The organism is Shewanella schlegeliana, from assembly GCF_016765635.1.
Lineage (GTDB): Bacteria > Pseudomonadota > Gammaproteobacteria > Enterobacterales > Shewanellaceae > Shewanella > Shewanella schlegeliana.
The window spans coordinates 16,513-28,243 of record NZ_JAESVD010000006.1 but is presented as its reverse complement, the minus strand read 5'-3'; the positions used below and the strand labels follow the sequence as shown (position 1 = coordinate 28,243).

General features: G+C 43.7%; 12 protein-coding genes. 3 read left to right on the top strand and 9 right to left on the bottom strand.

All coding sequences use genetic code 11. From position 1 onward, the window contains the following. Positions 1 to 47 precede the first annotated feature (47 nt). From JMA39_RS11365 to JMA39_RS11335, 7 genes are all read right to left on the bottom strand, one after another. Positions 48 to 488, bottom strand: coding sequence for an Hsp20 family protein (locus JMA39_RS11365; RefSeq protein ID WP_202721989.1), 441 nt, complete (start codon positions 486 to 488; stop codon positions 48 to 50). A gap of 346 nt (positions 489 to 834) precedes the next feature. After that, a complete protein-coding gene (gene ushA / locus JMA39_RS11360) occupies positions 835 to 2,589 on the bottom strand; it encodes a bifunctional UDP-sugar hydrolase/5'-nucleotidase UshA (RefSeq protein ID WP_202721988.1) in 1,755 nt (584 codons plus the stop codon). 372 nt (positions 2,590 to 2,961) lie between these two features. Next, positions 2,962 to 3,642, bottom strand: a complete 681-nt coding sequence (locus JMA39_RS11355) for an alpha/beta hydrolase (RefSeq protein WP_202721987.1) — start codon at positions 3,640 to 3,642, stop codon at positions 2,962 to 2,964. A 95-nt stretch (positions 3,643 to 3,737) separates the two neighbouring features. Next, complete coding sequence (locus JMA39_RS11350) at positions 3,738 to 3,956, bottom strand: DUF3389 family protein (protein WP_202721986.1); 219 nt, start codon at positions 3,954 to 3,956, stop codon at positions 3,738 to 3,740. 69 nt (positions 3,957 to 4,025) lie between these two features. After that, positions 4,026 to 4,508, bottom strand: coding sequence for an FKBP-type peptidyl-prolyl cis-trans isomerase (locus tag JMA39_RS11345; RefSeq protein ID WP_202721985.1), 483 nt, complete (start codon positions 4,506 to 4,508; stop codon positions 4,026 to 4,028). A gap of 108 nt (positions 4,509 to 4,616) precedes the next feature. Further along, positions 4,617 to 5,480, bottom strand: a complete 864-nt coding sequence (locus JMA39_RS11340; RefSeq protein ID WP_202721984.1) for a WYL domain-containing protein — start codon at positions 5,478 to 5,480, stop codon at positions 4,617 to 4,619. Positions 5,481 to 5,572: 92 nt separating this feature from the next. After that, positions 5,573 to 6,763, bottom strand: coding sequence for a lytic murein transglycosylase (locus JMA39_RS11335; RefSeq protein ID WP_202721983.1), 1,191 nt, complete (start codon positions 6,761 to 6,763; stop codon positions 5,573 to 5,575). A 365-nt stretch (positions 6,764 to 7,128) separates the two neighbouring features. On the opposite strand from JMA39_RS11335, the gene JMA39_RS11330 reads away from it, so the two are divergent. Continuing rightward, positions 7,129 to 7,488: a DUF2750 domain-containing protein gene (locus JMA39_RS11330; protein ID WP_202721982.1), complete on the top strand. Its 360-nt coding sequence runs from the start codon at positions 7,129 to 7,131 to the stop codon at positions 7,486 to 7,488. A gap of 82 nt (positions 7,489 to 7,570) precedes the next feature. Further along, a complete protein-coding gene (locus JMA39_RS11325; RefSeq protein WP_373316360.1) occupies positions 7,571 to 8,215 on the top strand; it encodes a hypothetical protein in 645 nt (214 codons plus the stop codon). A gap of 44 nt (positions 8,216 to 8,259) precedes the next feature. Here the strand turns inward: JMA39_RS11325 and JMA39_RS11320 are convergent, their stop codons facing one another. Next, complete coding sequence (locus JMA39_RS11320) at positions 8,260 to 9,204, bottom strand: chemotaxis protein CheV (RefSeq protein ID WP_202721981.1); 945 nt, start codon at positions 9,202 to 9,204, stop codon at positions 8,260 to 8,262. A 91-nt stretch (positions 9,205 to 9,295) separates the two neighbouring features. Continuing rightward, entirely contained in the window at positions 9,296 to 10,900 is a 1,605-nt protein-coding gene (locus JMA39_RS11315; RefSeq protein ID WP_237732793.1) for a mechanosensitive ion channel family protein, read from the bottom strand. A 511-nt stretch (positions 10,901 to 11,411) separates the two neighbouring features. On the opposite strand from JMA39_RS11315, the gene JMA39_RS11310 reads away from it, so the two are divergent. Beyond that, positions 11,412 to 11,585 (top strand): hypothetical protein, encoded by a 174-nt coding sequence (locus JMA39_RS11310; RefSeq protein WP_202721980.1) that lies wholly within the window; start codon positions 11,412 to 11,414, stop codon positions 11,583 to 11,585. Positions 11,586 to 11,731: the final 146 nt, after the last annotated feature.

The window sequence follows — 11,731 nt, the reverse complement described above, 5'->3', positions numbered from 1 at the left end:
CTTTTTAAATTCGCTTATGGGTAATAACCTATGCGGTTACCAGCCTATTACTCACTGTCGAGTAATCTTGCGCTACCAATCTCTATTTTTCGCGGTTTCATCGCCTCAGGAATTTCGCGCTTAAGGTCGATATTAAGTAAACCATTCTCTAAGTCTGCACCTATCACTGTCACATAGTCTGCAAGTTGGAATGTACGCTCGAATCCGCGCTCTGCGATGCCTTGATAAAGGTACGTACGCTCATCTGTTGCGTCGGCTTTGGTGCCTTTGACTAACAACTTATCGCCTTCGCTTGTTATATCAAGCTCCTGCATCGAAAAACCTGCTACAGCCATAGTGATACGGTAACGGTGTTCATTAATCAATTCGATGTTATAAGGAGGGTAACCAGAATTGCCTTTATTCGACGCTGCGTGTTCGGCAAGTTGTGCCAAACGGTCGAATCCGATAGCGCTGCGGTATAGTGGTGTTAAGTCATAATTTCTCATGGGTATATCCTTGTCTTAAGCAATATATTTAAAAGTATGGTGGCCGACAACTGTCGCACCACATCGAAGCGATTATTCGCTTCTCACCTATCCTTTGCCCCGAAGGCACAAAGTCTAAGTCGGTTGTTTAGGCCCTCGTTGAGCGACCTTACAATTAATATGTGGACGTAAAAAATGTTTTCAAGGGAAGAGATCGAAAAATAATGAAATTTGCTCGTTATTTTAAGCTTCTGTGAATATAAAATTTATTAAGCAGTGGGAAATTAAGAAAAAACCAGTCACGAAGGACTGGTTTTATGTAGCAAAATAGCTCACGAGTAAATACTAAAATTTCGCTTTTTAGTAATTAGTTTGAAGCAGGACAGCCCTTAACTTCTGAACCATTGTGCATGTATATAAGCTTGCCTGGAACCGGCGCATAATCAGCAGCTTTAACGCTCGGGTTCGCGACAAAGAACTCACGTAATGCTGCAGCGTCAGTAATTTGAGTTGACTCAACATCAATCACAGGATAATCATCACCGCCAGCTGCGCTGAAACTAATAACTGAGAACGAGTATGTGTCAGTTGAGCTAAAGCCTTTATTATTGATATCGGTAATATCAACTTTACCAGCATCACAATCAACAGTCATAGAGATATTCTCAAGCTGAGCATATGCACCAGAACCGGCAGTCTTAGTAGCAACAACATTCAGATAATCTTTTACTTCAGCGCCTGTCATAGTTGCTTTAGTTACGAAGTTACCAAATGGTTGTACAGTCAATACGTCTCGGTATGTGATCTCACCGGCAGCGATTGAATCACGTACTCCACCAGAGTTCATTACACCAAAGTCAGCATTAACAAGGTTAAATGTTCTGTACGCGTGCCCAAGTAGGTGACCTAAGTTCGTTTGCTCAGAACGAACGACATTACGATCACCTTCCAGTTTAGCGTCAGTTGCCGAAATCACTTCATCAAGCAATTCTTGACCTTGTTGCTGGAATGGCTTCAATACAGAAGTAACAACGGGATCAGGCTCAATCTCTTCGCCAATAGTTACGTAAACACTGTTACCATCTTCATCTTTAACTGTTTCACCATTCTCATCTTTTAACTTAGTTTTTAAGTTAATTGGAATAAGTTTGTAGCTAGCAAGTTGTAGCTCACCGTTAAAGTATTCAAAGTCTGCACGTCCAACATACTTACCCCACTCGTGGGCTTGCATGATGTAAGTTCCATTTTGCTCATCCGGCTTACACTCGTCGCCAGGATTAAAATCAGCGTATTCGCCACCTTCCATACAAACTGGGTTTTGTGAATGACCACCGATAATTGCGTTTAATTGACCAGCTTCTAAAGAACGAGCTAAGGTCACATCACCAGGGGCCTCACTACCATGATTACCGTCAGCGTAATGACCCATGTGGGTAGTCGCAAAGATAAGATCTACAGTTTCATTGGCTTTAACTTCAGCAATAGCTTTAGCAATCTCCTCTTCAGGATCAGCAAAGTGGATCTTAGCAACGTTATCTGGGTTAACAAGTTTAGCGGTATCTTTTGTTGTTAGACCAATAACCGCGATTTTCACACCGTTAACTTCGAATACTTTATAAGGGTCAAAGTAACGCTCGTCAGTTACATTGCCTTCATCATCTTTGTGGTAGATGTTTGCTGCTAGCATTGGGAAGTCAGCTAGTTTAGCTTGCATATCGAGTACTGATAACTCGTTATCAAACTCATGGTTACCAATTGCCATTGCATCGTAACCAAGTAGGTTCATACCGACGAAATCTGGTACTGCATCCTGCATATCAGACTCTGGTACACCCGTGTTAATGTCACCACCCGAAAGCAAAATAGTATCACCACCAGCAGCTTCAACTTCAGAGCGGATCTGCTCGATAAGCGTCATGCGAGCCGCCATACCGTACTCGCCCTTACTATTTTCCCAGAAGCGACCATGGTTATCGTTAGTATGCAAAACTGTGAACGTCTTACATGCCTCACCCGCTTCTGCACATGTCTTAGGCGTGTTGTCGTTATTATCGCTACCACAAGCTGTTAACGCAGATACAACAGCCGTTGCAACTAGTCCTTTTAGTAAAATCTTATTCATTACAATCAACCCCTTGATTATTTTTATATTTCATCGCTTTAAAATGATCTCGCAGAAAATACGATGATTTTTAATCGCGCCCTATCTTAGCAAACCTTAACTATAATTTGTGTCACAATTATTACACATCGTGATCTAAGCGACTCTTTTATAAACAAATTACGCGTTAGATCATTCACTATATAAAACAAGGCAAGTTAACTAAACAGGAAAGCATAGGGAAAATCGAGAGAGAAAAAGCTAACAAAAGAATAAAATATTAAAATACATTAAGTTAAAATAATATCAAAATAGAGTTGATTATCCTGATTGCAGAACAGCAGGCAACGAAACTCCCGTCGCCACGCTGCACAAAATTTAAGCAAACAGATTTTACTTACCGTATGGCAACACTGATTGCAGCCAAAGTGAGATATCTTGTAGCTGTTCAGGCACAACATTGTGGGCCATGTTGTAAGCTTTCCATTGGGTGTTAAACCCCTCGCCTTGCAGTAGCTTAAAGGCCATTTCGCCGGCGTCCACTGGCACTACATCATCTTCGACACCATGGTGCAGCAAGATTGGCGTGTCACGATTTACAGTTGACAGCCCTTTAGGCAGGTTATCACCACTTGGAAGGTAACAAGAAAGCGCCATTATGCCAGCCAGTTTGTGTGGTAACCTAAGCCCGGTATAAAGACTCATTACTCCACCCTGACTAAATCCCGCTAATACAATATTCTCTGTTGGGATCCCAAGCGCGACTTGCTCCTCAATCAAGGCTATGATCAGTCTCTCACTCTGCTCAACACCTTGCTTATCAGCACGTTCGTGCAGTTCCATGCTCTTAATATCATACCAAGCACGCATAATATAGCCGCCGTTAATGGTCACAGCTTGCTCTGGCGCATGGGGGAATATAAAACGGATCCCATGCTCAGTACCAAGTTCTAATACTGGCACAATAGGGGCAAAGCCTGAGCCGGAGTCGCCTAGGCCATGAAGCCAGATAACACAGGCATTAGCGGCAACAGTTGGTTCGATGGTAATACGCTCTAATTGGGAAACAGACATAGGGTTCCTTTCTATTTACTATTATCGGAAAAGCAAAAAAAAATTTGATATAGCAGCCTAATGAGCAACACTTAGCACTCAGCTAACTCACTTATTCAGCAGATACCAAGCTCGTCTTTAATCTCTTGTAGCTGTTCATTTGAGTCGAGCTTGAGGTTCCAACGCACCGCGCCAGCATCGGCAACAAGTATCAGTGCATCTTGATGAAACTTGATATCGTCAACCATGGCATATAGCTGGCAACCATTATTCAGTCGTACTTGCACTTCAAATGGTGAAACAATGAGTTTTCCTGCGGAAAATTGAATAATCATAATGAACTATCTTCTTTAAAAACCACAAAAAAGCCCAACACTGTTGGGCTTCTATCCGCCGACATCAACTTAGTGTTGGTGGCCGCCTTTACCGTGGGCATGACCGTGGGCAATCTCTTCACTGGTCGCATCACGTACGCCCATGACTTCTAGATCGAAGGTCAACTCTCGCCCCGCCAGTGGATGATTGATATCCACTGTTGCCATAAACTTACCTACTTTTAAGATAGTCACTTGGCGCTGGCCCTGATCTGTGCTGATCAATGCTCGCATTCCTGGCTTCCAAACGCTCGCACCCTGTAGATGCTTTACAGAAACACGCTGCTCGCAATCTTCGTTACGCTCACCATAAGTTTCACTTGCTGGCAGAGTCACAGAAAACTTAGCCCCAACCTCTTTACCCGTTAGCGCATCTTCTACACCAGGCATCATGTTGTCATGGCCGTGAAGATAGGCAATCGGGTCTAAACCTTCATTGGTTTCTAACACATCACCCTGCTCATCACGTAGTGTGTAGTTAAACTGCACAACTGAATCGTCTTTAATACTCATGGTATTCCTTAACTCTAATTAATGGCCGCAGCTTAGCAAAACTGACTAAAAGCCTCTAGTTTTATCTGCCGTTACGCCTTGGCGAGAGGGCATTGGATCGGTTAAAAACTAATGCTTCGCGCCTGGCACAATAGCTATGTGTTCAATCTGTTGCAGAACCTCTGTGTTCGCCAACGCTAACTGGCAAACACCTGAAGTGATCTGGTGTTTAGTTGAACAGTCAACACTCCACTGACGCAGCAGATACCCGGCTAAAGCCGCCCTAGAAGTTAATGTTAGTTGCTTATCTTGCATTTGATAGTCCAGCTCAATCGCCTCTGGGTGCGCCAAAGATGGGTGAGGCACTAGCATCAGCTGCACCTCTTTATGCCACATTAAATCATTCTCGCTGTGCTCGTTATCGTTAATCTCAGCGCAAATCAGCTCAATGGACTTAATACGCGTTGCTACAAAGTCAGTAAAGAGCCCATTAACCCTGTCATAGGCTCTAACGTGCCAGCGCTGGCCATTATTGACTAACGCATGGGGAACGATTTCGCGGCTTTTCTCTCCAGAGGAGACCGACACATAGGCGACCTTTACCGCCTGCTTATCTTGAATGGCGCGCATCAGCGCCGCAACGATTGAGGTGTGTGGATGAATGAGCTGCAGCGCATCTATGCATACACTACTAGGCTGAACTGGATGAGAAAGACCATCACCGAACCCTTTTGCTAAACCGTGCAAAATAGCTTGTGGCTCGTGCTCAAATAGCGGGGTAAAGTCGTCGAGACGGTGATAGCTCTTCGTCTGATGCACTAGGCGCATGTTCTCTGGCGCCAAGGCTTTGTAACTTTGAAAATCTCGGGTTGCAGCGGCGAGTCCCGTGGCAAACTTCTTAATCAGATCTTGCCGTGAAACTTGGCCAAAATACTGCAGACTAAAATCAATAAAGGCTAAACGTTGTCGCTGCGCGTGCGTTAAATCGTCCATAATATTCCCCAACAAAATTTTATGGATTCTAATCTAAGCGACAAAGAGTAAGGGTGCAATCGTTTTGATTACACCCCTAGCAATTTACAACTCTATTTAACTTTCAATGCCTTAAATGTAGCTTCGTCTGGATATCCATCGGCTACGAGTCCTTGGCTCTTTTGGAAAGCTTTCAGCCCTTTCAATGACTTCGCACCTAAAATACCATCTGGCTTACCGACATCATAACCTAGGGTATTTAATTGGGCTTGTAACTCTTTAACCCGAGCTCGGCTAAGGTTTGGCATCTTAGGTGGTGCCACATTAAGAGCTACGCCGCCATTGATCCTATCGGCAAGGTGGCCAACAGCAATAGCGTAGAAGGTTGACCGGTTCCAGCGCATGATCACGTCAAAATTGTCATAACCTAAAAACGCAGGCCCAGTATGACCCGATGGTAGATACAGCGCCGCTTGCATATCAGGCGTACTCAAAGGTGCACCATTTGTCTGAGTGATGCCAAGCTCAGCCCAACGAGTCAACGGCTGCGCCTCGGCCTTACCGAGGTGAGCATAGGAGAAGTTTGCAGGCAGCGTTACTTCTCGCCCCCAACGTTCGTTGCGCTTCCAGCCTAAATTTTGTAGGAAGTTAGCCGCAGAAGTTAACGCATCTTCGGTACTATTCCACAGGTCTGCTTTACCATCACCATCACCGTCAATAGCGTATTTTGCATAGGCCGATGGCATAAATTGAGTGTGCCCCATAGCACCAGCCCAAGAGCCAACCATATCGGTTTCAGCAAAGTTGTAACGCTCTTTAAGCTTTAATGCCTGCATTAATTCAGTAGTGAAATAGCGACTGCGTCTTGGATCGCATGCAAGGGTCGCCAAAGAGTCTAACACCGACATCTTGCCCTTGTAGGAGCCGAAGTTGGTTTCTAGTCCCCAGAATGCGAGTAGGTACTGAGGCGGAACCCCATACTCCTTTGCCAGTTTTTGTAATAGCACTTTATGCTCACGATAGAGCTTCCTTCCCTGCTCCACTCGCCAGTCGGTGACACGTTTGCTGAAGTAATTTTCAAAAGAGCTACTAAATTCTGGTTGTTTTTGATCTAGCTCTATCACTCTTGGCACATATTTAACGTTTGCCAAGGTGTGCTCGATAGTTTGTTGAGACAAACCTTCAGATTTTGCCGTCTGTTGTAGATCGGCCACGCAGCTAGCCCAGTTTGGCTGCTCGTCTGCCGCATAAGCAGCAGAGGTAGATAGAAGAAGCGCTGTAGCCAGGGGGATTGATTTTAACAATTGAAGACTCCCAAAATGAATGACTGTAACGTATAACATGACCCTGTTTGATTAAACTTTCCTTAAATACACTTAATCTCGCTTACTCCTTGAGCATTGTTTAATCAAACCTTTGTAAAATATCATACTATGTTCGCTGCATAATATAGACTAAATTCACTTAAATATTACGACCAAATGATGTTTGTGTTGCAAGTGCTCAATTTGCAAACGAATGGCGTTGAAATATCCTGCTCTTGGTAACTTGTAACTGAGATATATACCTTAAATAACTTGCTAAAATCCGGCGTCAACTGCAGACTAATACCCATTAAAGCTCGTCTTTTCGATAGCTAATCGATATCTAACCAAACAAGAGATTAATCATGACTGAAATGACTCCTGCATTAGAAAGTTTCATCAACAACGTAAAATTATCCCAAGTTGTTTGGGGCCTACAAGATGAAACAGGTGAAGGCTGGGTTGTCTGCGACTCTTCTGAGTATGAAGCCACAGACGTGATGCCTTTATGGTCTGAAGAAGCGCAAGCAAAAAGCCACTGCACTGACGAATGGCAAGACTACAAAGCTGTAGCTATTACTCTTGAAGAGTTTCTAGAGTTCTGGGTTGGCGATCTTAACGATGACGGCGTACTGATTGGTGTGGACTGGATTGCCGATCAAGACTGCCAAGAAGTCGACCCAATCGTTCTAGCCACTTCACTTGTGGACATCGAAAAAGAGTAATCACTAGTCTCATGTGACGTAACTGCCAAAGCGCACAATCTAATCCATTGTGCGCTTTGTTTTTATACGAAGGAACGCTTCTGTGCTGGATTTAGCCCCCTTAATCGATATTCCCTTTGAGCATAGGCATAGCTGCTGGTTTTGCGGCGAGCCAAGCAATCAGCAATGGAGTTACCTTAAAGAAACCTATACTCCTCACCCCTCCCTAACCGTTCCCTGTTGCAGTGAATGCTTAAGGCTCGCTAAGCAACATAAGTTGACCTCAATTTGGGACTGTAAAATGGCGGTCAAAGATGAGCTAATGCGGATCTACGAGAAGCACCTTGCTATAGGTGTTAATTGGACCAAGCAGGAGCTAGAGGAGTCTGAGTTCGAGGACAAAGTCTTCGGTGGTTTTAGGAAAAGCGGCTGGATGATGTATGAAATCGCCCGAGACCGGGTTAACTATAGCGGCTGGCCTTTGAGTCTTAACGGTGTTGTCATCGACGATTATGGCTACGAGGCCTCATTTAGCTTCGATGGCGTGAGCTACCGTTCGGTCAGCCAAGCCATTGGGTTTTACGCCAAACAGTTCACCCTCGATAAACGCTTTTTAGAAGATGTAATCGCTATCGTTGGTAAAGAGAGGTTCGGCTTTGCGGTACGTATCGCCCAGATTAATATTGCTGCTGTGCCTGAATTGAAAAAACAGGTACTACAGGATTTAAGAGAAGAGCACGCAGAATAACTCAGCTTAGACTTCAGTCGCGGCTCTTCAATCGAGTAGCTTAGCTAAACCGTTAAGCTTGCTCTTAATTTGTCTTGTACCACCTCAACTAACAGGTCCGGTTGAAACTTTGAGATAAAGCGATCGCAGCCGACTTTCTCCACCATGGCATTATTGAAACTACCACTTAGAGAAGTATTTAAAGTGATAAACAAATCTGACATGCGTTTGTCGCTACGCACCTCATGAGTGAGCTTATAACCGTCCATCTCTGGCATTTCGGCATCGGTGATCAACATTAAAATGTGATCGGTTATCACTTTGCCTTCATCACACCAACCCTTTAAAAGATTCAGTGCGACTAGGCCATCTGTTGCCTCTATCACTTCTAAACCTAATTGCTCGAGGGTTTCACGCACTTGACGCCGTGCAGTTGCCGAATCATCGACAATTAACACTCTACGACCATGCATCAAAGGCAACAAGCGCTCATCGAGTACGCCGTCCGACAGCTTAATATCGTAATGGATGATCTCGGCAAGCACCTTCTCAACGTCGATAATCGAAACCAGTTCTTGCTTATCTTGATATTCGATACGTGTTATTGCGGTTAAATAGTTATCACGCCCAACGGATTTTGGTGGCGGCATAATATCGCCCCAGGTAAGGTTAACGATATGTTCAACCTTATCGACCAAGAACCCCTGCACGGAGCGGTTATATTCCGTGACGATCAGATTGCTTTCAGGCTGAATAACCGAGGGCCTAAAACCAATCGCCTTGCGCAGATCGATAACTGGTATAGACATACCACGCAGGTTTGCGACTCCAATGATACTGTTATGGCTGCCCGGCATGGCGCTTAATTTTGGAACCTTAACCACCTCTTTCACTTTAAAAACATTAATCGCGAAGAGCTGAGTCGCACTGATCCGAAACAGTAACAGCTCGAGTCGGTTTTCACCCACGAGCTTAGTACGTTGATCGACACTTGCCAGCATTTGAGCCATGTGAGTCCCTTAGAAAATCTTGTTATTTGGCCTAGATTATAATGATTTGCAAGTGTAAATCATTTACCTATGCCACAGAATAACCTTTTATTTAACCTTGAGTTGTCGCGACCGGCACCACTGGCACAATGCGCGAGCCATGTCTTGCTACGACGTTCATGATCCCAAAATGTAGCTCTTCTGACACTAACTGAAACTCTGCAAAATCTGTGGTACCGATATAAGCGAACACATTGAGTTGCAAACCATATAAACCAAAACCTTTAAAAGTCACTCTCAGTGGGCTCTCCTCCACTTTTTCATGTTCCTCTAATAGCGTGCGTATATCATCAATAATGTTGTGGATCTGCTCAGTTGTTGTCCGATAATCTAGGCGAATATCCGTTTTAAGGCGGATTTTTTCCCGTTCGGAAATATTTTCTATATCCATCTCTGACAATCGCGCATTGGGCACATTGATCACCGAACGATCGATGGTTCTTATCCGGGTACAGCGAAGTCCAATCTCCTCCACAGTGCCAGTAATGCTGCCAAAACGGCCGATATTACCCACTTTAATCGGCGCCGATGAGTAGAGGGTTATCGTGCCGATAAAGTTTTCAATCGACTGCTTTGAGGCTAAGGCGATGGCAATACCACCAATGCCCAAACCCGCCAATATCGTTGACGCATCAAAACCTAAGTGCTCTAGCCAGATAAGGACCGATAACGCCACCAACACCACTCGAGTAAAATTGGCCAGAGGCCTTAATAGAGATGCACTCTGACTATTGCCTCGCTTTATCCAACGCAGGCGTAAACTGTTTTGAATCACATCGGTTAACGACCAGATAAACCAGATCACCGCGATTAAGAGTAAGACACCAGTATTCACCACTTCAATCACGTTAGCCGACAGTGTGGTGTGTGCCATCCACGCCCTGACCAGTAATAGCGCAACGAGTAGGCGAAATGGGCCGATAATCAGATGCGCCACATCCTCTTTATACTGGTACTCACTGCGTAATATGAACTTTTTAACGATCCAAGTTATTGGCATGACCACCAACAGAGCAAGTAATAGATAGCAGACAAGAAGCGCCCACTCCCAGAGGTTTAACTTAAAAAGATGCCCCTGTGGGATATGCTGTACAAACCACTCGACCACAGGTCCATAGCCCAACTCGCTATATAGCAGTGGTACTTTCGCAATCGTCGCGTTAGAGATCTTCCATATAGAACCTAGCTCTTTGTCAGGGACTTTTTGAAGTAATAAGGTAATTTCACTGCCTTTCACCTCTACTCGGCCAAAGGCGTCCCGATAATTAGGCAATTGATCATTGCTGCTTCCGCTGGGAGTATCATCTACCTCTTGCAAATTAACCCAGATATTACGCTCGATAATGGCGATCAGCTGCTTAGCATATTCAGGTCCGAGGTCGGCGTTCATGCTTTCGGGCAGGTAACGCAGATCTAAATATTTAGCAGCCTTGTCATAATTTTGCTCAAACGCCGCTTCAAAAAGGCCTGCTAGCGCGCCTCTTGGGGTGTCTCGAAATAGACTGTCTTTATAGTCATAAGACTCTTGTTTAGGTAACTGAGTTTCAGACGCTTCAGTAGACTGCTTGGCTACCGATACAAGCCCTGTTGCATGGGTAAAAAACGAGCTCGAAAATACCATAAGCAGGAACAAGGTATTTAAAATTCGCAGTGGCATATAGACTCCATTCAAAAATAGGTACCCTTGCTATTATGGCAAGCACTACCGATACCTTAACAAACTCCAACTCCTTATTAACACTTCATTATGGCAATTATTTAGACAAAATTTTAGTTTGGCTTATTGACATTGCTTTTTTACTGAATATAATTCGTCCAGTTTTTAAGAAAGTCCCTTTTAGATAGTTAAAACCGTCTTTTTGTAAAATCCACGACTCGTCGTTCGATCCCCACATAAGCGTTATCTCAACAGGTTAAATCATCTTTATTGACAGTCATATCACTGTCATAACTTTATGCTTAACTTTAGTAGCTTGTTTTATGTTTATTTTGAGATCTAGTAAACATATTTACAGATATTATTGAACACAAGCAGCTTGTATAAGCATAAAAAGATGAGTACTCTCACAGAGAACTTAAAATTCATCTTTCGCAAAAATGCTAAGGATATCTTATTGTTAAAAAACACTACCTATAATAGGTAGCAATAAATATAAGGAGTGTGGCATATGTCATACCTAGTAAATGGACATGAAATTACCGTTAACTTTCCAGTAGACTCAATTTCAGTCAACAAAACATCAATCGCCTTTACTGACAGTCGAGGCAAAAATAGACAGACTTTTTCTAAGCGTACTGAAGCGCTATCATTTATGAAATGGTTATTGTCTGGTAATAAATAAGCTAGTAACGAGTAAAAACTGACTCTTCGATACACCTCCTCTCACTCGTATCGAATGTTTGTCTTCATAGGCAAACGAATAGGACTGAAACATCTACTCAGCTATTTAGTCAAATTCATTTGGGTTAGGCCATACCTTAAAAGGTA

Bases quoted from the DNA above. Each gene is read 5' to 3' on its own strand.
- JMA39_RS11365 (WP_202721989.1), bottom strand. From the start codon at position 488: ATGAGAAATTATGACTTAACACCACTATACCGCAGCGCTATCGGATTC.
- ushA (WP_202721988.1), bottom strand. From the start codon at position 2,589: ATGAATAAGATTTTACTAAAAGGACTAGTTGCAACGGCTGTTGTATCT.
- JMA39_RS11355 (WP_202721987.1), bottom strand. From the start codon at position 3,642: ATGTCTGTTTCCCAATTAGAGCGTATTACCATCGAACCAACTGTTGCC.
- JMA39_RS11350 (WP_202721986.1), bottom strand. From the start codon at position 3,956: ATGATTATTCAATTTTCCGCAGGAAAACTCATTGTTTCACCATTTGAA.
- JMA39_RS11345 (WP_202721985.1), bottom strand. From the start codon at position 4,508: ATGAGTATTAAAGACGATTCAGTTGTGCAGTTTAACTACACACTACGT.
- JMA39_RS11340 (WP_202721984.1), bottom strand. From the start codon at position 5,480: ATGGACGATTTAACGCACGCGCAGCGACAACGTTTAGCCTTTATTGAT.
- JMA39_RS11330 (WP_202721982.1), top strand. From the start codon at position 7,129: ATGACTGAAATGACTCCTGCATTAGAAAGTTTCATCAACAACGTAAAA.
- JMA39_RS11320 (WP_202721981.1), bottom strand. From the start codon at position 9,204: ATGGCTCAAATGCTGGCAAGTGTCGATCAACGTACTAAGCTCGTGGGT.
- JMA39_RS11315 (WP_237732793.1), bottom strand. From the start codon at position 10,900: ATGCCACTGCGAATTTTAAATACCTTGTTCCTGCTTATGGTATTTTCG.
- JMA39_RS11310 (WP_202721980.1), top strand. From the start codon at position 11,412: ATGTCATACCTAGTAAATGGACATGAAATTACCGTTAACTTTCCAGTA.